General features: G+C 33.8%; 22 protein-coding genes and 1 other RNA gene. 21 read left to right on the top strand and 2 right to left on the bottom strand.

Translation table 11 applies throughout. The annotated features are described in order from the left end of the window. The first annotated feature begins 5 nt into the window (after nt 1-5). The 15 genes from ruvA (at nt 6) to AL499_RS00830 (ending at nt 18,034) form a co-directional block, all read left to right on the top strand. Nucleotides 6-614: a Holliday junction branch migration protein RuvA gene (gene ruvA, locus AL499_RS00760; RefSeq protein WP_002492123.1), complete on the top strand. Its 609-nt coding sequence runs from the start codon at nt 6-8 to the stop codon at nt 612-614. A gap of 38 nt (nt 615-652) precedes the next feature. Then, complete coding sequence (ruvB, locus tag AL499_RS00765) at nt 653-1,657, top strand: Holliday junction branch migration DNA helicase RuvB (RefSeq protein WP_002478078.1); 1,005 nt, start codon at nt 653-655, stop codon at nt 1,655-1,657. A gap of 2 nt (nt 1,658-1,659) precedes the next feature. Then, nucleotides 1,660-2,685: a tRNA preQ1(34) S-adenosylmethionine ribosyltransferase-isomerase QueA gene (queA, locus tag AL499_RS00770; protein ID WP_002492120.1), complete on the top strand. Its 1,026-nt coding sequence runs from the start codon at nt 1,660-1,662 to the stop codon at nt 2,683-2,685. Between the two features lie 18 nt (nt 2,686-2,703). Continuing rightward, entirely contained in the window at nt 2,704-3,843 is a 1,140-nt protein-coding gene (gene tgt / locus AL499_RS00775) for a tRNA guanosine(34) transglycosylase Tgt (RefSeq protein WP_002458926.1), read from the top strand. Nucleotides 3,844-3,861: 18 nt separating this feature from the next. Beyond that, nucleotides 3,862-4,122: a preprotein translocase subunit YajC gene (gene yajC, locus AL499_RS00780; RefSeq protein WP_002458927.1), complete on the top strand. Its 261-nt coding sequence runs from the start codon at nt 3,862-3,864 to the stop codon at nt 4,120-4,122. Nucleotides 4,123-4,307: 185 nt separating this feature from the next. Continuing rightward, nucleotides 4,308-6,596, top strand: coding sequence for a protein translocase subunit SecDF (gene secDF / locus AL499_RS00785; RefSeq protein ID WP_037540792.1), 2,289 nt, complete (start codon nt 4,308-4,310; stop codon nt 6,594-6,596). 272 nt (nt 6,597-6,868) lie between these two features. After that, nucleotides 6,869-9,145 carry a single-stranded-DNA-specific exonuclease RecJ gene (gene recJ / locus AL499_RS00790; protein WP_037540789.1) on the top strand — a complete coding sequence of 759 codons (2,277 nt, stop codon included), beginning with the start codon at nt 6,869-6,871 and terminating at the stop codon, nt 9,143-9,145. A 19-nt stretch (nt 9,146-9,164) separates the two neighbouring features. Continuing rightward, the gene (locus AL499_RS00795; RefSeq protein WP_002458930.1) at nt 9,165-9,683 is read left to right on the top strand and encodes an adenine phosphoribosyltransferase; all 519 of its coding nucleotides are present in this window, start codon (nt 9,165-9,167) and stop codon (nt 9,681-9,683) included. A gap of 259 nt (nt 9,684-9,942) precedes the next feature. Continuing rightward, the gene (locus AL499_RS00800; protein WP_002492194.1) at nt 9,943-12,132 is read left to right on the top strand and encodes a RelA/SpoT family protein; all 2,190 of its coding nucleotides are present in this window, start codon (nt 9,943-9,945) and stop codon (nt 12,130-12,132) included. Between the two features lie 15 nt (nt 12,133-12,147). Continuing rightward, on the top strand, nt 12,148-12,600 hold the full coding sequence (gene dtd / locus AL499_RS00805) for a D-aminoacyl-tRNA deacylase (RefSeq protein ID WP_002458932.1): 453 nt from the start codon (nt 12,148-12,150) through the stop codon (nt 12,598-12,600). Further along, complete coding sequence (locus tag AL499_RS00810; protein WP_002492192.1) at nt 12,597-13,472, top strand: N-acetylmuramoyl-L-alanine amidase; 876 nt, start codon at nt 12,597-12,599, stop codon at nt 13,470-13,472. The genes dtd and AL499_RS00810 overlap by 4 nt, the downstream gene beginning before the upstream one ends. A gap of 334 nt (nt 13,473-13,806) precedes the next feature. Further along, nucleotides 13,807-15,066: a histidine--tRNA ligase gene (hisS, locus tag AL499_RS00815; RefSeq protein WP_002478086.1), complete on the top strand. Its 1,260-nt coding sequence runs from the start codon at nt 13,807-13,809 to the stop codon at nt 15,064-15,066. A 22-nt stretch (nt 15,067-15,088) separates the two neighbouring features. Beyond that, nucleotides 15,089-16,855: an aspartate--tRNA ligase gene (aspS, locus tag AL499_RS00820; RefSeq protein ID WP_037540787.1), complete on the top strand. Its 1,767-nt coding sequence runs from the start codon at nt 15,089-15,091 to the stop codon at nt 16,853-16,855. Nucleotides 16,856-16,964: 109 nt separating this feature from the next. Continuing rightward, nucleotides 16,965-17,155, top strand: a non-coding RNA gene (gene ssrS, locus AL499_RS00825) — 6S RNA. Between the two features lie 87 nt (nt 17,156-17,242). Then, a complete protein-coding gene (locus AL499_RS00830) occupies nt 17,243-18,034 on the top strand; it encodes a tRNA threonylcarbamoyladenosine dehydratase (protein WP_002458936.1) in 792 nt (263 codons plus the stop codon). 31 nt (nt 18,035-18,065) lie between these two features. On the opposite strand, the gene AL499_RS00835 is transcribed toward AL499_RS00830, so the two are convergent. After that, entirely contained in the window at nt 18,066-19,334 is a 1,269-nt protein-coding gene (locus AL499_RS00835; protein ID WP_002492916.1) for a replication-associated recombination protein A, read from the bottom strand. Between the two features lie 83 nt (nt 19,335-19,417). Here AL499_RS00835 and cymR point away from each other — a divergent pair, with 83 nt between their 5' ends. After that, nucleotides 19,418-19,840, top strand: coding sequence for a cysteine metabolism transcriptional regulator CymR (cymR, locus tag AL499_RS00840; RefSeq protein ID WP_002458938.1), 423 nt, complete (start codon nt 19,418-19,420; stop codon nt 19,838-19,840). Between the two features lie 109 nt (nt 19,841-19,949). Further along, on the top strand, nt 19,950-20,090 hold the full coding sequence (locus tag AL499_RS12425) for an SAS049 family protein (RefSeq protein WP_002458939.1): 141 nt from the start codon (nt 19,950-19,952) through the stop codon (nt 20,088-20,090). 200 nt (nt 20,091-20,290) lie between these two features. On the opposite strand, the gene AL499_RS00845 is transcribed toward AL499_RS12425, so the two are convergent. Next, the gene (locus tag AL499_RS00845; RefSeq protein WP_002458940.1) at nt 20,291-21,292 is read right to left on the bottom strand and encodes an LLM class flavin-dependent oxidoreductase; all 1,002 of its coding nucleotides are present in this window, start codon (nt 21,290-21,292) and stop codon (nt 20,291-20,293) included. A gap of 229 nt (nt 21,293-21,521) precedes the next feature. On the opposite strand from AL499_RS00845, the gene AL499_RS00850 reads away from it, so the two are divergent. The 4 genes from AL499_RS00850 (at nt 21,522) to recD2 (ending at nt 26,978) form a co-directional block, all read left to right on the top strand. Further along, a complete protein-coding gene (locus tag AL499_RS00850) occupies nt 21,522-22,664 on the top strand; it encodes a cysteine desulfurase family protein (protein WP_002492915.1) in 1,143 nt (380 codons plus the stop codon). Continuing rightward, nucleotides 22,664-23,776 (top strand): tRNA 2-thiouridine(34) synthase MnmA, encoded by a 1,113-nt coding sequence (mnmA, locus tag AL499_RS00855; RefSeq protein WP_002492894.1) that lies wholly within the window; start codon nt 22,664-22,666, stop codon nt 23,774-23,776. The genes AL499_RS00850 and mnmA overlap by 1 nt, the downstream gene beginning before the upstream one ends. A 141-nt stretch (nt 23,777-23,917) precedes the next feature. Beyond that, a complete protein-coding gene (locus AL499_RS00860; RefSeq protein ID WP_002492893.1) occupies nt 23,918-24,589 on the top strand; it encodes a tetratricopeptide repeat protein in 672 nt (223 codons plus the stop codon). 1 nt (nt 24,590) lies between these two features. Then, nucleotides 24,591-26,978 carry an SF1B family DNA helicase RecD2 gene (gene recD2, locus AL499_RS00865; protein ID WP_002492901.1) on the top strand — a complete coding sequence of 796 codons (2,388 nt, stop codon included), beginning with the start codon at nt 24,591-24,593 and terminating at the stop codon, nt 26,976-26,978. The last annotated feature ends 12 nt before the right edge of the window (nt 26,979-26,990 follow it).

Raw genomic sequence — 26,990 nt, forward strand, 5'->3', positions numbered from 1 at the left:
AGATGATGTACGCATATATTAAAGGGCAATTAACTCAGCTATTCCCAACCCATGTAGTGGTTGAAACACAAGGTATCGGTTATGAAATACAAACACCAAATTCATATCGGTTCCAACAATTTTATAATCAAGCAGTAACGATTTACACATCACTGATTGTTAGAGAGGATGCTCAGTTACTTTATGGTTTTATTAATGAAGAAGAAAAGGAAATGTTTCTAAATCTGATTAAAGTTACAGGCATTGGACCTAAATCAGCATTAGCTATCTTGGCTACGAGCACACCTAATGAGGTTAAACGTGCAATTGAGGATGAAAATGACGCATATCTAACTAAATTTCCTGGTATTGGAAAGAAAACTGCGCGTCAAATCATACTTGATTTAAAAGGAAAAGTTAATTATACAGAAGCATCATCTAATGATTCAATCCATATAGATGATATATCTAGTACCTCTCAGAAAGATAATTATATTGCGGAAGCCTTATTAGCGTTAGAAGCTTTAGGTTATTCAAAGCGTGAAATTTCAAAAGTCGAAAAAACGCTACAACAGCAAGTAGTAACGTCAGTTGATGAAGCGGTTAAGATAGGTTTACAATCCTTAATTTCCTAATGTTTAATAATAATTTCTAAAAGAAAGGGGGTCAAACTGTGGACGATAGAATGGTTGACCAATCATTTCACCAAGAAGATTCTGCATTTGAATATTCATTAAGACCAACATATTTAAAGCAATATATAGGTCAAACAACGATTAAAAGTAACTTAGAAGTATTTATTCAAGCCGCAAAATTAAGAGAAGAACCTTTAGACCATGTATTATTGTTCGGTCCCCCTGGTCTTGGTAAGACAACATTATCAAATATTATTGCAAATGAGATGGAAGTTAATATTAGAACTGTATCTGGTCCTTCTCTCGAGCGACCTGGAGATTTAGCTGCAATTTTATCTGGATTACAACCTGGGGATGTCTTATTTATAGATGAAATTCACCGTCTGAGTAGTGTAGTTGAAGAAGTTTTATATCCAGCAATGGAAGATTTTTTCCTAGATATCATCATTGGTAAAGGTGATGAAGCACGAAGCATTCGTATTGATTTACCTCCGTTTACATTAATAGGTGCAACGACAAGAGCCGGTAGTTTAACAGGACCTTTAAGAGACCGTTTTGGCGTGCATTTGCGTTTAGAATACTATAATGAACACGAATTAAAAGAAATAATTATTCGTACAGCAGATGTTTTAGGTACTTCTATTGATGATGAAAGTGCAGTTGAATTAGCCAAACGTTCTAGAGGTACACCAAGAGTAGCAAATCGTCTATTGAAGCGAGTTAGAGATTTTCAGCAAGTTAATGGTGATGATCAAATATATATAGAAACGACTAAGAAAGCTTTAAAGTTGCTACAAGTTGATGAGCAAGGTTTAGATTATATTGATCATAAAATGATGAATTGCATCATTAACCAGTATCAAGGTGGACCAGTTGGCTTAGATACTATTGCCGTATCTATTGGAGAAGAAAGAGTAACGATTGAAGACGTCTATGAACCTTTTTTAATTCAGAAAGGATTTATCGAACGTACCCCTAGAGGTCGTAAAGCAACTGCATTTGCTTATGAACACTTTATGAAATCGAAAGAGAAGAGGGAGTAAATTTGAATATTGAGGATTTTGACTATCATTTACCAGAATCTTTAATTGCACAAACACCTTTAAAAAATAGAGATCAAAGTCGCCTATTAGTATTAAATAAAGAAACAGGCGATATGAAACACCAACATTTTAAAGATGTCATTAATTATTTGAATCCTGGAGATACTTTAGTTCTGAATGATACACGCGTGATGCCTGCACGTTTATTCGGAGTTAAAGAAGAGACGGGTGCTAAAGTAGAAATGTTAATGCTAACTCAAATCGAAAATAACGATTGGGAAGTTTTACTTAAACCAGCCAAAAGAATCAAAGTAGGTAACCAACTGTCGTTTGGTGAAGGGAAAATAATAGCAGAATGTATTAAAGAATTAGACCAAGGTGGCAGAATCATGCGATTGCATTATGAAGGCATATTGCAGGAAAGGCTAGACGAGTTAGGTGAAATGCCTTTACCACCATATATAAAAGCGCGTTTAGACGATCCAGATCGATATCAAACTGTTTATGCTAAAGAGAATGGTTCAGCCGCTGCGCCCACTGCTGGACTACATTTCACTGATAATTTATTGAAAGATATTAAAGCTAAAGGTGTTAATATAGCTTTTATCACACTGCATGTTGGTTTAGGAACATTTAGGCCCGTGAGTGTAGAAAATATCAATGAACATGAGATGCATAGCGAATATTACCAAATGACCGAAAATACCGCACAGTTATTGAACAATACAAAGTTACAAGGTCATCGAATCATTGCAGTAGGTACAACGTCGACACGAACTTTAGAAACGATTCGTCGAGATCATTCACAATTCATTGCTACGAGTGGATGGACAGATATATTTATTTATCCTGGTTTTGAGTTTAAAGCCATTGACGCACTTATTACTAACTTTCATCTGCCTAAGTCAACATTAGTCATGCTTGTGTCAGCATTTAGTAGTAGACAATTTATCTTAACGGCATACCGTAAAGCTGTAGAATTAGAATATCGATTCTTTAGTTTTGGTGATGCAATGTTAATTATTTAAGGAATGTGAGGTTTAATTATGCCAGCAGTAACATATGAACATATCAAGACTTGTAAACAATCTGGCGCGCGTTTAGGAATTGTTCACACGCCACATGGCTCGTTTGAAACACCAATGTTTATGCCTGTGGGGACAAAGGCGACAGTTAAAACTATGAGTCCTGAAGAATTAACAGATATAGAAGCTAAAATTATATTAGGTAATACCTATCATTTGTGGTTACAACCTGGAAATGATATTATCAAACAGGCTGGGGGCTTACATAAGTTCATGAATTGGAATGGTCCTATCTTAACTGATTCAGGTGGCTTTCAAGTTTTTAGTTTAAGTAATTTACGTAAGATTTCAGAAGAAGGTGTTGAGTTTCGACATCATACGAATGGCTCGAAACTCTTTTTAAGTCCGGAAAAATCCATGGAAATTCAAAATGATTTAGGGTCTGACATTATGATGGCCTTTGATGAATGTCCACCGATGCCTTCAGAATATAAATACGTAAAAGATTCAATTGAACGAACTTCTCGGTGGGCAGAACGTTGTTTAAAAGCACATAAACGACCTGATGATCAAGCATTATTTGGCATTATTCAAGGTGGAGAGTATAAAGATTTACGTGAACAAAGCGCTAAAGAACTTGTCGCATTAGATTTTCCTGGATATGCGATTGGTGGTTTATCTGTAGGCGAACCCAAACCTGTCATGTATGATATGGTGAAACATACAGAACAGTTTATGCCAAAAGATAAACCTAGATATTTGATGGGCGTAGGCTCACCAGATGCCTTGATTGAGTGTAGTATAAGAGGCATGGATATGTTCGACTGTGTACTACCTACACGTATTGCACGAAATGGCACTTGTATGACATCAATTGGACGTCTTGTAATTAAAAATGCACAATTTGCTAATGATTTCCGTCCACTAGATGAAAACTGTGATTGCTACACATGTAAAAATTATTCCAGAGCGTATATCAGACATTTAATTAAAGCAGAGGAAACGTTTGGTATTCGTCTTACTACTATTCATAATCTTCATTTTCTGCTAAAATTAATGGAAGATATTAGACAGGCCATTAGAGAAGATAGACTTTTAGATTTTAAAGAAGCGTTCTTTGAACAATATGGACTTAATGTTGAAAACCCTAAAAATTTTTAAATAAGGAGTAAGTACAGAATGAATTTAACAGCAATTTTAATACCAGTACTTTTTTTACTTGTATTCTACTTTTTAATTATTCGTCCACAACAAAAACGTGCTAAAGAGCACCGTGAAATGGTTAATAGAGTTGAAGCAGGTCAAAAAATCACAACAATTGGCGGTTTGAAAGGAACAGTTAAAGCTGTTGATGAAACAACAGTTGTTATCACTGTTAATGGTCATGGCACTGAAATGACTTTTGAAAAACCTGCAATTAAACAAGTAGATCCATCTTAATCACTGTGAGCCAAGAAGCATTTGTGTTTCTTGGTTTTTTTATGAATGAAGAAGAAATTTTCACATTATAGTTGAATATGTTAATATATATAAGTCTATATATGTCTATAAGGTCCATTTTTAACTTGCGAGCTATCGTTTGTTTGGATTATTCTAGATACATAAGTAAATAATGAGGTGTTTATGTGAAAAAAGGTAGTAGAATAGTTGCATTTATATTACTTATTGTCCTCCTCTTTGCAGGAATGGGGCTTACATATAAGAATGTAATTAAAAATGTTAACCTTGGTTTAGATTTACAAGGTGGTTTCGAAGTCCTTTATCAAGTTAAGCCATTGCAAAAAGGCGATAAAATTGATAAAAAAGCGCTTCAATCAACGGCTCAAACTTTAGAAAATCGTGTCAATGTGCTGGGGGTATCAGAACCACGAATTCAAGTTGAAGATCCAGACAGAATTAGAGTTCAACTTGCAGGCGTTAAAAATCAAAACCAAGCTCGTGACGTATTATCTTCCCAAGCTAATTTAACAATTCGGGATGCGAATGATAATGTTAAACTGACAGGAAAAGATATCGTACAAGGTTCAGCAAAACAAGAATTTAAACAACAAACTAATGAACCTACCGTTACATTTAAATTAAAAGATCGTGATAAGTTTAAAAAGGTAACTGAAGAAATCTCTAAGAAAAAAGAAAATATGATGGTTGTATGGCTTGATTATGAAAAAGGAGATAGTTATCACAAAGAACTTCAGAAAAAGAATGAAAATGATAGAAAATATGTGTCAGTTGCTTCTGTAAATCAACCAATTAATTCTGATAGTGTTGAAATATCTGGTGGTTTCCATGGCCAAGAAGGGGTTAAAAAAGCTAAACAAATTTCAGAATTGCTCAATGCTGGTTCATTACCAGTTAAACTTGACGAGTTGACATCTACATCAGTTGGTGCACAATTCGGGCAAGATGCATTAGATAAAACTATTTTTGCCTCATTTATAGGTATTGCTGTTATTTATCTATTTATGGTTGGTTTCTATAGATTACCAGGTTTTGTAGCAATTATCGCATTAACGACATATATTTATTTAACACTTGTCGCATTTAATTTCATTTCTGGTGTATTAACATTACCTGGTCTAGCTGCGCTTGTTTTAGGCGTAGGTATGGCAGTGGATGCCAATATCATTATGTACGAGCGAATAAAAGATGAATTGCGAATTGGTCGAACGCTTAAGCAAGCTTATACTAAAGCAAATCGAAGTTCGTTCCTTACCATTTTTGATTCAAACTTAACAACAGTTATTGCAGCCGCTGTATTATTCTTCTTTGGTGAAAGTTCGGTTAAAGGTTTTGCGACAATGCTGTTATTAGGGATATTAATGATTTTTGTAACTGCAGTCTTCCTTTCTAGAGGGCTATTATCATTACTGGTATCATCTAATTACTTCAAGAAAAAATTCTGGTTATTTGGTGTTAAGAAAAAACAACGTCATGATATCAATGAAGGTAAAGATGTTCACGATTTGAAAACATCTTTCGAAAGATGGAACTTTGTAAAACTAGCCAAACCGTTAATTGGTTTGAGTATTCTTATCTTAATCGTTGGTATTGTTATTCTAAGTATTTTCAAACTGAATTTAGGTATTGACTTCTCAAGTGGTTCTCGTGTTGATGTTGAATCGAATCATTCACTATCACAAGCTAAAGTTGAGAAGACAATGAAAGATGTTGGCTTAAAAGCCGATGAAATACAAATTAATGGTGATGGTAAAAAGCAAGCAACTATTATGTTTAAACATGATTTAGCTAAAAAAGACATTGCCAAATTAAATGATAAATTTAAAAATGAATTTGGACATAGTCCTTCTGTAAATACAGTGTCACCTGTCATAGGTCAAGAGTTAGCTAAAAATGCTTTGAAGGCTTTAATATATGCTTCAATCGGTATTATCATTTATGTATCATTGCGTTTTGAATGGCGAATGGGATTGTCCTCAGTACTCGCATTATTGCATGATGCATTTATGATTGTGGCAGTCTTTAGTTTATTCCGTATTGAAGTAGATATCACGTTTATAGCTGCCGTATTAACAATCATTGGTTATTCCATCAACGATACGATTGTAACGTTTGACCGCGTACGTGAAAACTTGCATAAGCTAAAAGTAATTACGTCGCCAGAACAAATTGATGATATCGTTAACCGATCAATTCGACAAACAATGACACGCTCAATCAATACTGTGCTTACCGTCATAGTTGTTGTAGTTGCCATATTACTATTCGGTGCACCAAGTATCTTTAACTTCTCGTTAGCTTTACTTGTAGGATTAATTTCTGGTGTATTCTCTTCAATCTTTATTGCTGTACCGCTTTGGGGTATTATGAAAAAACGACAATTGAAAAAATCTGATAAAGGTAAGTTGGTTGTCTATAAAGAGAAAAAATCAAATGACGAAAAAATTCTAGTTTAATCAACTGAAACATCATCGAATCATCTAATTAGTGGTTCGATGATGTTTTTTATTGCTATATTACTTAAGAACAACAGATTTTTTAAAGTGCTTGGCAAAATTATGATTTTCTTTACGCTTTCTACTAACTTTATAAAAAATCGATAGTACTTCTACAAAGAAGATTTTTATTTTACTGTAGTCAAACATCATAAAACTTAAAAAAATATATGTTGAAGCTTTTTATTTAAACAGATTTTCGATATAATGGCTTTTGGAAATGAGGAAGGCTAATGATTAAATCAAAATATACTTGGAATCACAATGAACCAACTCAATATATAGATGAACAAATAGCAAAGAAATATAAACTTTCTCCAATTATAAAAAAAGTGTTAGAAAGTAAACATATCGTAAATGAAAAAGATATTGAAGGATTATTGAATGGGCAACAACAATTGCATGAGCCATGGCTATTAAGTGATATGACCAAAGCCATAGAACGCATTAATTTGGCAATTGATAAACACGAGCGCATTTTAATCTATGGTGATTATGACGCAGATGGTGTGACATCAACAACGATTATGGTAAAAACGCTTCAATCTTTAGGAGCAGAAGTAGGTTGGTATATTCCAAATCGTTTTTCTGAAGGTTACGGTCCGAATGAGTTAGCGTTTAAAAATGCTTATGATGAAGGTGTTTCACTTATCATTACAGTTGATAATGGTATTCAAGGACATCGTGAAATTGAAATGATTCAAGAATTAGGCGTAGATGTTATTGTTACAGATCATCACGAAATGGGAAGCACTTTACCAGATGCTTTTGCGATTGTTCACCCTATGCACCCAGAATTCGACTATCCATGTCCGAACCTTTGTGGTGCAGGGGTCGCTTATAAGGTTTCGCAAGCGCTACTAAAAAATAATGTACCGCCATATTATATTGCTCTTGCTTCAATAGGTACCATTGCCGATTTAGTATCGTTAACAGATGAGAATAGAACCATTGTAAAAACGGGGTTATCTATATTAAACGATTATCAGCCTATTCAAATTGCAGCACTATTAAATGAAGCAAACTATAACGATCCCATTGATGAAGAAACAATTGGCTTTATCATCGGTCCGAGATTAAATGCTGTTGGACGATTAGAAGACGCATCATTAGCTGCTGAATTACTTATGACAGAAGATGCTGAAGAAGCAGCATTTTTAGCAGAGCAAGTTAATCATTTTAATAACGAACGAAAAGATATTGTATCAAAAATTACAGAAGAGGCTTTGTTACTTGCCAAAGAAGAGGTGGCTAAAGGGCGTCAATTTCTGCTGTTAGCAAAAGAAAATTGGCACGAAGGTGTGTTGGGAATTGTAGCGTCTAGAATTGTAGAAACATATGGATTGCCAACGCTCATTCTTAATATTGATGATGAACAACATTATGCAAAAGGATCAGCTCGTAGCATTGAACAAGTTTCAATGTTTGAAATCTTAAGTGACCATCAAAATTTAATATCTAAATTTGGTGGCCATCATATGGCTGCTGGGATGACAATGCCTATCGAAAACATATCTGAATTGCGAGAAGGCTTAAATACATGGATGGCAAATTTGGCTGAGACGACATCGTTTGATCAGAAAAAACAAATAGATGTGAAAATTACAGAAGACGAGATTACCGTTAATAACATTTACGATATAGAGCGATTAAAACCATTTGGAATCGACTTTAATAAACCATTATTTGAATTAGATGATGTCAATGTTAATTCATTGAAAGTGATTGGAAAAGATAAGAATCATTTAAAAATGACAATTGGTAACTCTAATTTGGCTACACTTTATTGGAATAGCGGAAGTTTAGTCGATGAGCTAGAGCTGAATCAACCAATTAACATGATAGGTCAGTTACAAATCAATGAATGGAATGGCAATCAATCACCACAATTTATCATTCAGGATATTGCTATCAATCAACAGCAAATTTTGGATTATAGAAGTAAACGGAAACAGCTATCAATCGATTTTCATGACGAGCAATTAGCCATATTAATTCATCCACAAAAAGAAAAATTAGATCATAATTATTATCATTATGGCGAAAGTATTGATGAACATGTAAGTCGTGTCGTATTACGTGATTTACCCCTTTCATTAGCACATTTATCAGAAAGTATGAATGGTCATCAATTTTCTCAAATATATGTTGTTTTACAACATCAACATTCAATTTATTTCGAAGGTATGCCTGATAAAAAAACATTCAAAGCTTGCTTTAAAATACTGATGTCAAAACAAAAAGTAAATTTAATCAGCGATGGAATGGCATTATCGAAATTTTTGGGGATTCAGCCTAACACATTAAAATTTATGTTAAAAGTTTTTCTTGAACTGGGCTTTATTATAGATAGCAATGGTATAATATCAGTAAATCAAAATCCTAATAAACAGGATATAGAAGCAAGTCAAGTTTATCAAACGAGAAAAGCAAGAATAGAAGTTGAAAAATTAATGCTGTATGATGATTTTCAGCATTTGAAACATTGGATTATCGAGCAAATGGGTTAACTATTAGGAGGAAACAAAGATGGATTTAAAGCAATATGTATCAGAAGTACAAGATTGGCCTAAGGCAGGGGTTAGTTTTAAAGATATTACAACAATCATGGATAATGGAGAAGCATATGGTTATGCAACTGACCAAATTGTTACTTATGCCAAAGAAAGAGAAGTAGATATTGTTGTAGGTCCTGAGGCAAGAGGATTTATTATTGGTTGCCCTGTTGCCTATTCAATGGGTATAGGTTTTGCACCAGTGAGAAAAGAAGGTAAATTACCACGTGAAGTTATTCGTTATGAATATGATTTAGAATATGGCACAAATGTATTGACTATGCATAAAGATGCTATTAAACCAGGACAGCGTGTTCTAATTACAGATGATTTGCTAGCTACAGGTGGAACTATTGAAGCCGCAATAAAGCTTGTCGAAGCGTTAGGCGGAATTGTTGTTGGCATCGCTTTTATTATTGAATTAAAATATTTAAATGGTATAGAGAAAATCAAAGACTATGACGTGATGAGTCTAATTTCATATGATGAATAAGCATAGAAGTTTATTATGAGCATTCTTTGCTCAACCATATTTTAATGGGAGTAGAATACAAAGTACAAATTTGACTTTGTTTCTCTACTCCCATTTATTTATCTTTTATGATGTAGTAAAATAGAGCTATTATTTATAAAAATTTAAACCACTTTATCACAATCTACTAATTTTGGTAGAATGGAAATGTATATACATAAATTTAGAAACAGTTGGGCGAAACAACATATTATATTTTTTAAAAGTAGGGGTGCTTATCGTGAATAACGAATATCCATATAGTGCAGATGAAGTTCTATTTAAAGCCAAATCATATTTATCACCAGATGATTATCAGTATGTACTGAAAAGTTATCACCTTGCATATGAAGCACACCAAGGGCAATTTCGTAAAAATGGGTTACCATATATTATGCACCCAATTCAAGTAGCTGGTATTTTAACTGAAATGCGCCTAGATGGACCAACTATTGTTGCTGGTTTTTTACATGATGTCATAGAGGATACCGCTTATACGTTTGATGATGTCAAAGAGATGTTCAACGAAGAAATTGCACGTATTGTTGATGGTGTAACTAAACTTAAAAAGGTCAAATACCGTTCTAAAGAAGAACAACAAGCTGAAAATCACCGTAAACTATTTATAGCCATAGCTAAAGACGTACGAGTTATTTTAGTAAAATTAGCTGACAGATTACATAATATGCGTACATTAAAAGCGATGCCAAGAGACAAACAAATCAGAATATCTAAAGAAACACTTGAAATTTACGCGCCTCTTGCAGATCGTTTAGGGATTAATACGATAAAATGGGAGCTTGAAGATACGTCCTTAAGATATATTGATAGTGTTCAGTATTTCCGCATTGTCAATCTCATGAAAAAGAAACGCAGTGAACGAGAGGCTTATATTAAAAATGCTATTGATATGATTGATGCTGAAATGATAAAAATGAAAATTAAGGGCGAAATTAATGGTAGACCAAAGCACATATATAGTATTTATCGTAAAATGATGAAGCAAAAAAAACAATTTGATCAAATCTTTGATTTATTAGCAATACGTGTAATTGTTAATTCAATTAATGATTGCTATGCCATTCTAGGTCTCGTTCATACTTTATGGAAACCAATGCCAGGGCGTTTCAAAGACTATATTGCAATGCCTAAACAAAACATGTATCAATCTTTACATACTACTGTAGTTGGTCCTAACGGAGATCCATTAGAAATACAAATTCGAACCTATGAAATGCATGAAATTGCAGAACACGGTGTTGCTGCACACTGGGCATATAAAGAAGGAAAGACTGTTGACGAGAAAACACAGGATTTTCAAAATAAATTAAATTGGTTAAAAGAGCTTGCTGAAGCGGATCATACCTCTAATGATGCACAAGAATTTATGGAATCACTTAAGTACGACTTACAAAGTGACAAAGTCTATGCATTTACACCTGCCAGCGATGTTATCGAATTGCCATATGGCGCCGTACCAATTGATTTTGCTTATGCAATTCATAGTGAAGTTGGAAATAAAATGATAGGTGCCAAAGCCAATGGCAAAATTGTTCCCATCGATTATGTAATACAAACCGGCGATATCATTGAAATAAGAACAAGTAAACATTCATATGGTCCTAGTCGTGATTGGCTTAAAATCGTTAAATCTTCAAGTGCTAAAAGTAAAATCAAAAGTTTCTTTAAAAAACAAGATCGCTCTTCAAACATTGAAAAAGGTAAGTTTATGGTAGAAGCTGAAATTAAAGAACAAGGATTTCGAACAGAAGATATTTTAACAGAAAAAAATATTGCAATTGTTAATGAAAAATATAATTTTGCAAATGAAGAAGATTTATATGCGGCTGTGGGTTTTGGTGGCGTGACTGCCCTTCAAATCGTCAATAAATTGACTGAAAAACAACGTATTTTGGATAAGCAAAAGGCATTAAATCAAGCGCAAGAAGTCACTAAGACATTACCAATTAAAGAAGACATTATTACTGATAGTGGCGTTTATGTCGAAGGAATTGAAAATGTACTTATAAAGTTATCAAAATGCTGTAATCCAATCCCAGGAGATGATATTGTAGGTTATATCACAAAAGGCCACGGTATCAAAGTTCACCGTACAGACTGTCCAAACATCAAAAATGAACATGAGCGTCTGATTCACGTAGAATGGGTGAAATCAAAAGATGCTACACAGCGTTACCAAGTTGATTTAGAAGTAAATGCCTATGATAGAAATGGCTTGCTAAATGAAGTGCTACAAGCCGTAAATTCAACAAATGGTAGCTTGATAAAGGTAGCGGGACGTTCTGATGTGGATAAAAATGCCATTATTAATTTAAGCGTTATGGTAAAAAATGTAAACGAAGTATATCGAGTAGTCGATAAAATCAAATCCCTTGGTGATGTATATACTGTAACTAGAGTATGGAATTAATGGAGGCGCATATCTATGAGAATTGTGTTACAACGTGTAAAACGTGCAAGTGTCAAAAATAATAATATTCACCATTCTATAAAACAAGGCTACTGTTTGTTAGTAGGCTTTGGTAAATCATCTACAGAACAAGATATTGAAACTTTGGCAAAGAAAATCGTTAATGCAAGATTATTTGAAGATGATGCAGGAAAATTAAATTTAAATCTTCAACAAGTTGAAGGTGAAATTTTGTCGATTTCACAATTTACCTTATTCGCCGATGTTAAAAAAGGAAATCGTCCTGGCTTTTCAAACTCGATGCCTCCGGATGAAGCAAATCAACTTTATGAAAAATTTAATAAAGCATTAAATGATTATGGTATTAATGTTCAAACTGGAGAATTTGGTACTGATATGGAAGTAGAAATTATTAATGATGGACCTGTAACAATTATATATGAAAGTCAGGATGGCAAAATTTTATGAATAAAATACAATCCTGGCTATCAAAATATAAAATAAAAAATAAGCCCACTATGATTGCATTGATTCCCTTTATATTATTTTTAATCTTGTTATTTTTATTTTTGAATCATAACGACCAAAAAAGTGATCGTATTACTGTAGTTGAAAACTCAGAATTAAGAACCGGTCCTAACGCAGCATATCCCGTTATCGAAAAGGTAGATAAGGGCGAAGGTTTTACAAAGATTAATCAAACAGGCAAATGGATTGAAGTTCAGAATCGGCAAGAAACTAAAAAAGGATGGATTGCAGGCTGGCATACGAGCTTAAATATCAAGAAAGATGTTAGTCAAAGTCAAGAACCATTAAAAGGGAAAACAATTGTACTTGACCCTGGTCATGGTGGTAGTGATCAGGGAGCTTCAAGTAGAACAAACAAAAAAAGCTTAGAAAAAAATTATACACTTAAAAGCGCCTTAGAACTAAAGACCTTACTAGAAAAAGAAGGCGCACATGTTAAAATGACCAGAAGTGATGATGAATACGTAAAACTTGAGGACCGTAAAGCATCAGGTGATATATTTATGAGCATACATAACGATTCTCTTGAAAGTTCTGTGGCAAATGGCGCTACAGTTTATTGGTATAAAGATAGTCAAAGCAAGTTAGCCGAAACGCTGAATGCATCAATCCAAAAAAAGGCATTATTATCTAATAGAGGTGCCAAACAAGAAAATTATCAAGTGTTACGACAATCTAAAATACCGGCAGTGCTCTTAGAACTTGGCTATATTAGTAATCCTACAGATGAAACAATGATTAGAGACCAACATCATCGTCATATTGTACTTGAAGGTGTTGTCGATGGGCTAAAACAATATTTTGCTTCATAAACTTGCAATTTAAGCGAAAAATCGTTAATATTAAATATGAAATTTATAAACAAAACCGGTCATATTCTTGAAAGAATTAATGAAAAGGTAGCAATCATTGCGTAGAGATATAATCCTTGGCTGTAAGATTATACGGAGTAATTAATGTCTTTGAACACAAGAACAGGTGCTTTATGAAAGTAAAGCCGTCATGCGTACGTTACACGTAATGAGTGGATTGAACTGATATATTTCAATCAATTAGGGTGGCAACACGGATATTCGTCCCTTGTATAGTTTTTTACTGTACAAGGGGCGTTTAATTTTTGAAAAAATTAATAGTAGGAGTGATGATATGATTAAGATTCCTCGTGGTACACAAGATATACTGCCAGAAGAAACTGCTAAATGGCGCTATATTGAAAATAAATTAGCTCAACTTATGAAATTATATAATTATCAAGAAATAAGAACCCCTATTTTTGAAAGTACAGATTTATTTGCACGTGGTGTAGGTGACTCTACTGATGTAGTACAAAAAGAGATGTACACATTTAAAGATAAAGGTAATAGAAGTATTACATTGCGCCCTGAAGGTACAGCAGCAGTTGTAAGATCTTATATCGAAAATAAAATGCAAGGCTTGCCTAATCAACCAGTTAAGTTATATTATAACGGACCAATGTTTAGATACGAACGTAAACAAAAGGGGCGTTATCGTCAATTTACACAATTTGGTGTTGAAGCAATAGGTGCTGAAGATCCAAGTATTGATGCTGAAGTTCTAGCAATGGTAATGCAAATATACCAATCTTTTGGTTTAAAGCATCTTAAATTAGTAATTAATAGCATTGGTGATGCAGAATCAAGAAAAGAATACAATGAAGCGCTAGTAAAACACTTTGAACCAGTTATTGATGATTTTTGTTCTGATTGTCAATCACGTTTACACACGAATCCAATGAGAATATTAGATTGTAAAGTAGACCGTGATAAAAAAGCCATTAAAACTGCACCAAAGATTACTGACTATTTAAATGATGAATCTAAGGCATATTATGAAGCTGTCAAACAATATTTAGATGATTTAAACATACCTTATGTTGAAGATTCAAACCTTGTGCGGGGCTTAGATTACTACACCCACACGGCATTTGAATTAATGATGGATAACCCTAATTATGACGGCGCGATAACAACTTTATGTGGTGGCGGTCGTTATAACGGTTTATTGCAATTATTGGACGGTCCTAATCAAACTGGTATTGGCTTTGCACTAAGTATCGAACGCTTATTATTGGCACTAGAAGAAGAAAATATCGACATCGTTGAAAATGAAACATTAGATTTATTTATTGTTACGATGGGAGAAGCAGCCAATCATTTTGCAGTAAAATTACTTAATGATTGTCGTAAAAATGGCATAAGTGCTGATAAAGATTATTTAAATCGTAAAATTAAGGGTCAAATGAAACAAGCTGATCGTTTGAATGCAACTTATACAATTGTTATTGGCGACCAAGAACTTGATAATCAAATTGTAGAAGTTAAACATATGGAATCAGGCAATTCAGAAACTGTTAAATTTGAGAATTTATTAAGTTATTTTAAATAAGTAAGAGAAAGGAACATGATACATGACTAAGAGAACAACATACTGTGGCCTTGTAACAGAAGAATTATTGGGAGAAAAAATAACGTTAAAAGGATGGGTGCATAATCGCCGTGATTTAGGTGGTTTAATTTTTATTGACTTAAGAGATAGAGAGGGTATTGTTCAAATCGTATTTAACCCTGCTTTCTCACAAGAAGCACTTAATATTGCAGAAACTGTTCGTTCAGAATATGTAGTTGAAGTACAGGGACAAGTAACAAAACGTGATCCAGAAACTATAAATCCTAAAATCAAAACAGGACAAGTTGAGGTTCAAGTTTCTCATATTGAAGTAATTAATAAATCTGAAACACCACCATTTTCAATCAACGAAGAAAATCAAAATGTAGATGAAAATATACGTTTAAAATATCGCTACCTAGATTTAAGACGCACCGAATTAGCACAAACATTTAAAATGAGACATCAAATTACGCAATCAATTCGTCACTATCTTGATAATAATGGCTTTTTCGACATTGAAACACCCGTTTTAACAAAATCGACTCCTGAAGGTGCCCGTGACTATTTAGTTCCTTCTCGTGTCCACGAAGGTGAATTTTACGCTTTACCACAATCTCCACAGCTATTTAAGCAATTATTAATGATTAGTGGTTTTGATAAATATTATCAAATTGTTAAATGTTTCCGCGATGAAGACTTACGTGCTGATCGCCAACCTGAATTTACTCAAGTCGATATTGAGATGAGCTTTGTAGACCAAGAAGATGTAATGGCTATGGGCGAAGAAATGCTACGAAAAGTTGTTAAAGACGTAAAAGGTATTGATGTTGAAGGGCCATTCCCACGCATGACATACAACGAAGCTATGAGTCGTTATGGTTCTGATAAGCCTGACACTCGTTTTGATATGGAACTAATTGATGTGTCGAAACTTGGAACAGAAATGGACTTTAAGGTATTTAAAGATACAGTTAAACAAAACGGTCAAGTCAAAGCAATTGTTGCCAAAGGTGCAGCCGACAACTATACACGTAAAGATATGGATGGGTTAACTGAATTTGTTAATATATACGGTGCTAAAGGATTAGCTTGGGTCAAAGTAGTTGAGGAAGGGTTAAGTGGCCCTATTGCTCGATTCTTTGAAGATGCTAATGTAGCGACATTAACTGAGTTAACGGGGGCAGAGCCAGGAGATTTGGTTATGTTTGTGGCTGATAAACCTAATGTTGTGGCACAAAGCCTAGATGCACTGCGTATCAAACTTGCAAAAGAGCTAGGTTTAATTGATGAAACAAAGCTAAACTTCTTATGGGTAACTGATTGGCCATTACTTGAATATGACGAAGATGCAAAAAGATATGTTGCAGCACACCATCCATTCACTTCACCAAAAGAAGAAGATATTAAAAAATTAGATTCTGAACCTGAAAATGCGCAAGCCAATGCATATGATATTGTATTAAATGGCTATGAATTAGGTGGTGGTTCTATTAGAATTCATCATGGTGACTTACAAGAAAAAATGTTTGAAGTTTTAGGATTTACTAAAGAACAAGCCCAAGAACAGTTCGGCTTCTTATTAGATGCCTTTAAATATGGTGCACCGCCACATGGTGGAATAGCTCTAGGTTTGGACAGATTAGTTATGTTATTGACAAATCGAACTAACTTAAGAGATACAATTGCATTCCCTAAAACTGCATCAGCAACTTGTCTATTAACCGATGCACCTAGCGACGTGTCTGATAAACAATTACAAGAATTATCACTTAGAATTCGACATTAATTAAGAATGTTTATGTCAATCTTACAACTTTATTGCGCATAACTTTTAACATATCGAATCGTTTTAGTTTCAAATTATCTATAATGGTGCTATGATGTAGTCATAAGATAGTCATCTGTGGTGTACGTAAGTTTGCTTTTTAATTTGGGCCTAACACTCTTTGATCAGGGAGCCTAATAGGTTTTCTTGCAGCGCACACGCCTCAATTGGAGGACTTGCAAAACAAGAAACAGGGCACCCACCTGTATATAGCAGGCCGAATGATCAAGCTATGATAACTACGGCACCTATGGACTCTATCGGTACGCAAGACTTTGTCTTGCGTATTTTATTTTGTCTTGCTTTTGGTAGAATACTGTTAAAAGTGATTTGAATAAGGAGTTAAATATGAAGCATCAATTTTCTAGAAATGAGTTAGCATATGGTAAAGAAGGTTTAGCCTTACTAAAAGAAAAAACTGTTGTCGTATTAGGTATAGGTGGTGTAGGTTCATTTGCGGCCGAAGCATTAGCTAGGACAAATATTGGTCACATTATTTTAATAGACAAAGATGATGTTGACATAACCAATGTTAATCGACAAATACATGCGCTTACTTCAACCATAGGTCAAAGCAAAGTAACGCTTATGGAAGAAAGAATTAAATTAATTAACCCTGACTGTAAAGTAACACCATTACATATGTTTTATACTGAAGAAACATATGAAGATTTATTTAACAACTATGAAATAGATTATTTTATCGATGCTAGTGATACAATTATTTATAAAGTTCATTTAATGAGAGAGTGCTTTGAGAGAGGAATCAAAGTCATATCGAGTATGGGAGCTGCAAATAAAACAGATCCAACGCGCTTTAAAATTGAAGATATATCTAAGACATACATGGATCCAATGGCTAAAATTATTAGAAATAAACTTAGAAGGCTAGGTATTAAAAAAGGCATTCCTGTTGTTTTCTCGGATGAAAGTCCAATTGTCATCCGTGAAGATGTAAAAGCAACAGTAGGTGATGCGAATGCAATTAACCGCAAAGGTCAAATGCCACCATCTTCAAATGCTTTTGTACCAAGTGTCGTTGGTCTAATTTGTGCAAGTTATGTAGTCAATGATATTTTAAAAGATGTTCCTATCACAAGAATTAAGGACAAAGGTACACAAAGCAATAATAAACATTAAACAAAAATGATGGCGTAGTGAATTAACGCCATCATTTTTGTTGTTTTAAATTATCGTAAACAGCCTTAAACTGTTGTTCAGTTTTTGAAGTTGTTTTAGGGGTATAATACTCTCTGTTTTTTAATTTATCGGGTAAATATTGTTGAGCAACATAACCATTGTCATAATTATGGGGATATTTATAGCCAATTGCTCTGCCTAATTTTTTGGCACCAGAATAATGTCCATCCTTTAAGTAATCAGGTATTTGGCCGATATTTCCAGCATTAATATCGCTTAAAGCGCTATCCACTGCCGTTATCGCTGAATTTGACTTAGGAGATAAACACAGTTCAATAACAGCTTGACTCAACGGAATACGTGCTTCTGGAAAGCCTAAGCGTTCTGCCGCTTGTATTGCTGCTAATGTCCGTTGTCCAGCACCCGGAGAAGCTAAACCAATATCTTCGTAACTAATTACAAGCAAGCGACGTACAATCGTAGGAAGATCACCAGCTGCAATAAGTCTTGCCAAATAATGTAACGCTGCATTAACATCGCTGCCTCTAATAGATTTTTGAAACGCGCTCATAACATCATAGTGCATATCCCCGTCTTTATCACTTACAAACGCACCTTTTTGGAGACAATCTTGAGCGTCGGTTAGCGTTACATGGCGCTCACCATTGTCTTCATCTGCACTTAAGACAGCGAGTTCTAACGCATTTAACGCACTTCTAACATCTCCTTGGCTTTGCGTAGAAAAATATTCAATTGCATCCTCATCAATATGAGGATGATAAGAGGCCAATCCTCTAGAATCATCTTCAATTGCTCGTATCAACGCAACTTTTATATCTTCTTCATTTAATGGATATAATTCGAAAATTTGTGCTCTAGAACGTATTGCTGGATTAATCGCATGATATGGATTTGAAGTTGTTGCACCAATAAGTACAATTTTGCCATTTTCTAAATGCGGTAATAAGAAATCTTGTTTAGCTTTATCTAATCGATGAATTTCGTCTAATAATAAGATAACTTGCCCTGACATCTTGGCTTCTTCAACAACGAGCTGCATATCCTTTTTGGTATTCGTGACAGCATTTAATTGTCTGAATTTATATGCAGTACTACCAGAAATAGCTTTAGCAATACTTGTTTTACCAATACCTGGAGGTCCATAGAAAATCATCGAAGATAAACGTTTGGTTTCTACCATACGGCGTATAATACCTCTTGGACCAACCAAGTGTTGTTGAGAAATAATTTCATCTATATTTTTAGGTCGCATTCGAGAAGCTAATGGTTCATTAGTCACAATTTTTCATCCTTTCTAATTCTATATTAACTTAAAAAATGATAGAATGGGAATATATATATCGAATTAAGTGAGGTAATGTTATGAAAATATCAACGAAAGGGAGATACGGTTTAACTTTAATGATATCTCTTGCAAAAAAAGAAGGGCAAGGCTGTGTATCATTGAAATCAATCGCTGCTGAAAACAGTTTAAGTGATTTATATCTTGAACAATTAGTAGGCCCTTTAAGAAATGCTGGTTTAATTCGAAGTGTGCGTGGTGCTAAAGGTGGCTATCAACTTAGAGTCCCAGCAGAAGAAATTACTGCTGGTGATATTATTCGCTTACTTGAAGGGCCCATCACATTTGTTGAAAGTATCGAATCCGAGCCACCTGCACAAAAACAATTGTGGTTGCGTATGCGTGATGCGGTACGAGATGTATTAGATAATACAACATTAAAATACTTAGCTGATTATGTTGAAACTGAAGCCGATTTAGATGGTTACATGTTTTACATTTAAATAGCTAAAAAATATGTTTATTTAGTTCTTAACCTGGGAAAATGTATCATAACAGCATCGAAATAACAGATATTAAAATTATTTAAAATCTGAAAGGAGCATATTATTTATGGGTTTCATGGATAAAGCAAAAGATGCAGCTAACAAATTTAAAGATAGTGATAATGAACAGGTACAAAAAGCAAAAGATAAAATTAATGAATTTACAGATGGTAATGACAACAAAGATAAAGAAGATAAAAAAGATTAATCTTTGTTGTGTCATGGTAAAGTAATCATATAGAAGAGAAATATAGCTCAAAGATGAATTTAAACAAATTCATTTTGAGCTTATTTTTCGTATACTGCAATTTTATAACTTACTATTCTACTTATTAACTTTAAACGATAGTCCTTTCGTAGTTATTTAATTATCTATTTTCTAATGATTTGCTGCTATAAATCTTTTACTCATTTGTCAGCTTCAATAATTCGTTTTAAACGACGATATGAATCAAGTTGTTTGTCTTGATCATAAATATAACTTACCGCCATTAATTCATTAATTTCTCCATATTTCTGAATAAAATCTTCAAGTTGTTGCTTCACACTTAATTCTGAGCCAATAAGTGAATATTTTTGACGTTGCTTAACCATTTCGTACTCACGAGGCGTTAGCAAACTTTGTAAATTATCTGTTGGCGGTTGGACTGGTTGCATACGTCCACGGGTAATACTAATCATCACTTGAGCTTGGGTTGTAGACAAGTATTGAGCTTCTTCATCACTATCAGCAATAATAGCATTTAAACAGACTATGACATAAGGTTCACTAAGTACATCAGAAGGTTCAAATAATTCCTTATATATGTCTATGGCATCTTTCATTTGTTGTGGTGCAAAATGACCTGCAAAAACATAAGGTAAGCCTTTGCGTGCTGCTAAATGAGCAGAATCAGTTGAAGACCCCAATATATACAATGGTACTTGCTTATTCACAGCGGGGTAGGCTCTAACATAGTCTTGTTGATTTTCTGGTCCAAAATATTTTTGTAATTGTTCTACCTCATCAGGAAATTGATATACACCATTATGTTGATCTCTTCTTAATGCACTAGCTGTCATCATATCTGTACCTGGTGCACGACCTAATCCTAAGTCAATGCGATTAGGATATAGCGTGGCTAACGTACCAAACTGTTCTGCAACAATAAGTGGTGCGTGATTAGGTAACATAATTCCACCTGAACCTATACGCATATATGACGTATGTTCTAAAGTATGTTGTATTAGCAATGCAGTAGCAGAACTTACTAAGTTTGGCGCATTATGGTGCTCCGCAATCCAATAACGTTCATAATTTAATTTTTCAAGTTGTTGTGCAAGTGTAACCATATCAGCAAGCGCATCATTTTCATTTTGTCCTTCTCTAATAGGTACTAAATTTAATGCAGAATATTTTATCTTTTTCATAACTTTATATACCCCTTATGATAATAGTGCATAAAGTATAACAATTGTGAGAATACTTTTATATTTAGATGCTCAATTTAACACGAATTCAGTAAGTATATTATCTGTATCATTACTATTAATTAAAATGTTAAACTAATAAGTGAAAGTCATAAACAGAACTATAGAAAAATAATAGCATTGGTGCTATTATAGGAACATTGATATTATCTCAAGGAGTGTAAATTACATGGAAGTATATGCAGATTACGCGGCGACGACCCCAGTTAGACCTGAAGTTATTGATGAAATGATGAATATATATAAACAGCATTATGGTAATCCATCATCTATACATTCTGTTGGACGTGATGCACGTAAATATTTAGATCAATCACGCCAAAAAGTAGCAGAACTATTAGGTGCTAAGCGAAATGAGATTATTTTTACTAGTGGTGCAACAGAAGCTAATAATACTGCTATTAAGGGGTTAGTATATGCAAATGAGCATATCGGTAATCATATTATAACTACACAGATTGAACATCACTCTGTACTACATGTATTTGAACAACTTGAGCGTGAAGGCTATGACGTCACATATTTAGATGTAGATGATACTGGTCAAGTTGATTTAGATCAGCTAGAAGAATCACTTACTGATGATACCATTCTTGTGTCTATTATGTTTGTAAACAATGAAGTAGGAACAGTTCAACCTATATATGAAATAGAAACAATTGTAGCGGAGAGTAATGCATTGTTACATGTTGATGCTGTCCAAGCAATTGGGCATTTAGAAATTAATTTTCATGATTTTAAAATCGACACAATGAGTATTACTGGCCATAAATTCGGCGGACCAAAAGGTGTGGGTGTGCTGCTTGTTAAAGAAAATACGCCAATACAATTTTCACAATTAGGCGGAGAACAAGAAATGAAACGTCGTGCCGGAACTGAAAACGTACCACAAATTGTTGGTTTTACAAAAGCATTAGAATTAGCAAATAATGCTTTAAATGAAAATAACGTCAAATTAATGCAATTAAAAGAATTATTTTTAGTTAGCTTACAGGAACGTGCTATTCCTTTTGAGTTAAATGGTTCAATGACAGAAACAACGGGTCATATTTTAAATTTATATTTTCCATTTATAGATGTTGAAACGATGCTAACTTTATTAGATTTAGCAAATATCTATGTTTCGTCAGGATCCGCTTGTACTGCAGGATCAACCGAACCATCTCACGTGTTATCTGCCATGTATGAGGATGAAGAACGTTCAAAACATTCAATAAGATTTAGTTTCAGTGAGTTAACTACAGAACATGAAATCAAATATATCGTAGCGGAAATTCATAAAATTTATCATAAGTTTAAGGAGGAATCATAGTGTCTAATAAAGATATTCGCGTTGTCGTTGGCATGTCAGGCGGTGTTGATAGCTCGGTTACCGCATATTTATTAAAAGAACAAGGTTATGACGTTATAGGTATTTTCATGAAAAATTGGGATGACACTGATGAAAATGGCGTATGTACAGCTACAGAAGATTATAATGATGTTATTGCTGTATGTAATCAAATTGGCATTCCTTATTATGCTGTAAATTTTGAAGAAGAATATTGGAATAAAGTATTTACTTATTTTTTAGATGAATATAAAAAAGGACGTACACCAAATCCTGATGTGATGTGTAATAAAGAAATAAAATTTAAGGCCTTTTTAGAACACGCACTTAAACTTGGTGCTGATTATGTAGCAACTGGTCATTATGCTCGCCTTAAACGTTATGACGACGGTCACGTTGAAATGCTACGTGGCGTTGACAATAATAAAGATCAAACATATTTTTTAAATCAATTATCACAGCAACAATTATCCAAAGTCATGTTTCCTATTGGAGATATAGAGAAAAAAGAAGTACGTCGAATAGCGGAAGAACAAGGGCTAGCTACAGCAAAGAAAAAAGATTCTACAGGCATTTGTTTTATTGGTGAAAGAAACTTCAAATCATTTCTATCACAATATTTACCTGCTCAAGCCGGCGATATGCGAACACTTGATGGTAAAAAAATGGGCGTGCACAGTGGTTTGATGTATTATACGATAGGACAACGTCATGGTTTAGGTATTGGTGGAGATGGTGATCCTTGGTTTGTTGTTGGCAAAAATTTAGTAGACAACGTCTTATACGTTGAACAAGGTTTCCATCACGATGCATTATATAGTGATTATTTAATAGCATCAGATTATTCATTCGTCAATCCAGTAGATTTAGAACGCGGATTTAACTGCACTGCTAAATTTAGATATCGTCAACAAGATACGGAGGTATCAGTTGAACGCGTCGATGATCACTCGATAAAAGTGACTTTTAAAGAACCAGTTCGAGCGATTACTCCTGGTCAATCAGTTGTATTCTATGATGGTGAAATCTGTTTAGGTGGCGCAACGATTGATGATGTTTACAAAACTTCTAGGCAATTAAGCTATGTCGTTTAATTACTTTTAAATAAACTTTACTGTTGTTAATTAGAGTTGATATTCAACCGTTTATTCACAAGTGCTATTTAGAATAAGCGGTTGTTTTTATTTATTAAAAGTTTGGACATGATATAATGATGAATGAAATGAGGTATTCTAGTGACTGAACAAGAACAAATATATCAATACATACAAAAAGGGCAGAGAGATAAAGCCCTGAAAGCATTATTTAATAACATAGAAGAAAATCCAAACGTGATTGAAAATTACATTAATGCTGGCATTATTCTGGCTGATATTGGAGAAATCGTACAGGCTGAAAAGTTTTTTCAACGTGCATTAACAATTGATGATACAAACGGTGCAATTTATTATAATTTAGCAAATATTTATTATAATCAAGGTCGTTTCAATGAAGCCATCAAACTCTATCAAAAATCATTAAAATATCACATGGATATGGTTGATTGTAATTATATGATAGGTATGGCATTCAACCAATTAGAAGCATTTAAAGAAGCCTTGCCATATTTAATGACTGCAGCTGAAAAAGATGAAAATAGGGATAGTGAAATTCAATTTCAATACGGACTTGTATTATGTCAATTAGAAATGTTTGAACAAGCTATTCAACAACTTAAATACGTCTTACAACTTGACCCATCACATACTGACGCATTATACAACTTAGGATTAGCGTTATATATGGAGACTGAAGACATAGATACAGCTATTTCGTATTTTGAGCGGGCAATTGCCATTGATCCTAAACATTTATTAAGTCAACACGCAAAAGCCACTTTTTTATCTATGAAGAACAAGGAGGATTAATATGGATAACCCTACACTTCTTGAACCGACGATGTTAAAGGGCACCGTCGAAGTTATTTTGTTCCAAAATCAAGATAATTTCTATACTGTACTTAAAGTTGATACCATTGAATCTAACGAATCGTTCGATACGATGCCAACGGTTGTAGGGTTTTTCCCAAATATTGTTGAAGGCGACGTATACACCTTTAAAGGACAGGTTGTTGCGCATCCAAAATATGGCAAACAACTAAAAGCTGATACATTTGAAAAAGAATTACCACAAACGAAAGATGCTATTATTACCTACTTATCAAGTGATTTATTTAAAGGTATTGGTAAAAAGACAGCACAAAATATTGTTAATACTTTGGGAGAAAATGCAATAAATGATATTTTAGCTCATCCAGACATATTAACAAAAGTTTCAAATCTTTCTAAAAAGAAACAAGAGCAAATTGCACAACAAATAGCAGCCAATCAAGAATCAGAAAAAATCATGATATACTTACATGATTTAGGGTTTGGCCCTAAACTATCAATGGCAATCTATCAGTTTTATCAAAGTGAAACAATAAACGTCGTTGATAATAACCCGTATAAACTTGTATATGATATTAAAGGAATTGGATTTAATAAAGCTGATACATTAGCACGTAATATCGGCATCGACTTTAATGACCCAGAACGATTAAAAGCTGGCATATTATTCACACTAGAGGAAGAATGTATTAAACAAGGGCATACTTATTTACCTGCTGAAACAATTCTTAAATCAGCACAAACAATGTTAAGTACGCAAGGGGATGAAATAATTGAAATACATCAACTTGAAGAAATGTTGCAAATTTTAATGGAAGAAGATAAGTTGATTCTTGATCAACAAAAAATTGCCATCCCCAGTCTTTACTACTCAGAATTAAAAAGCGTACAAAACTTATATCGTATATTAACTCATACCCATAAATTAAATGAACTTGAGCAATCTGATTTACAGTTGCATATTGGAGAGATAGAAGATAGCAATGAAGTACATTATGCTGCATCACAAAAAGAGGCTTTACAAACAGCTATAAACTCAAAAATCATGTTATTAACTGGCGGACCTGGAACTGGTAAGACAACTGTCATTAAAGGTATTGTAGAGTTATACGCTGAAATTCATGGACTTTCTTTAGATTATGCGGATTACACTGATGATGATTTCCCAGTAGTATTAGCAGCTCCTACAGGCAGAGCATCGAAACGTTTACAAGAAGCTACTGGCTTAGAGGCAATGACCATCCACCGACTTATAGGATGGAATCAAGATACACAACCAGAAGACATTTTAGATAATGAAATTAAAGCAAAATTAATTATCATAGATGAAATGTCTATGGTTGACACTTGGTTATTTCATCAGTTTTTAAATGCGGTACCTTTAGATGCCCAAATTGTATTTGTTGGAGATGAAGACCAACTGCCTTCTGTTGGGCCTGGACAAGTATTTAAGGACTTAATCCAGTCTAAAAAAATACCACGTGTCAATTTAACTGAAGTCTACCGACAACAAGATGGTTCAAGTATTATTGAATTAGCTCACCACATGAAACAAAACGAATCCATAGATATTACAAAACGTTATCATGATAGAAGCTTCATTAATTGTAGTGCAGAACAAATTCCTGACGTTGTTAAGAAAGTAGTATCCAGTGCAGTTAGTAAAGGATATGACATGAGTGATATTCAAGTACTTGCTCCCATGTATAAAGGAAGTGCAGGTATTAAACGTTTAAATCAAATTCTGCAAACAATTTTAAATCCTAAAGAACCAGACGCCCGTGAAATTGAATTTGGTGATGCTGCATTCCGCAAAGGCGATAAAGTATTACAGTTAGTAAATCGTCCTAATGACAATATTTTTAATGGAGATATTGGTATTATTGTTGGCATTTTTTGGGCAAAAGAAAATGCTTTAAATAAAGATGTTATTATCGTCGATTTTGACGGTAATGAAATTACATTTACACGACAAGACTTAATTGAATTAACGCATGCATATTGCACTTCGATTCATAAGTCCCAAGGTTCAGAATTCCCAATCGTTATTATGCCCGTAGTGAAACAATATTTTAGAATGTTACAAAAACCTATTCTTTATACTGGTTTGACTAGAGCTAAACAATCTTTAGTATTACTAGGGGATCCACAAGCCTTTGACATTGGCCTTAAAACAAATGGTCAAGTTAGAATGACGCAATTATATGATTTATTAGAAGCATATTTTGGACACGAAACGCAGAATTCTAATGATGATAATATCATAGCTAAACATAAAAAAGTTACATTATCAGCAGCGACAATTTATCAAATAGATCCGATGATCAACATGAATCAAATGACGCCATATGACTTTATTGAACGTTGACAATTTAGACAA

The organism is Staphylococcus lugdunensis (assembly GCF_001558775.1).
Taxonomy (GTDB): Bacteria; Bacillota; Bacilli; order Staphylococcales; family Staphylococcaceae; genus Staphylococcus; species Staphylococcus lugdunensis.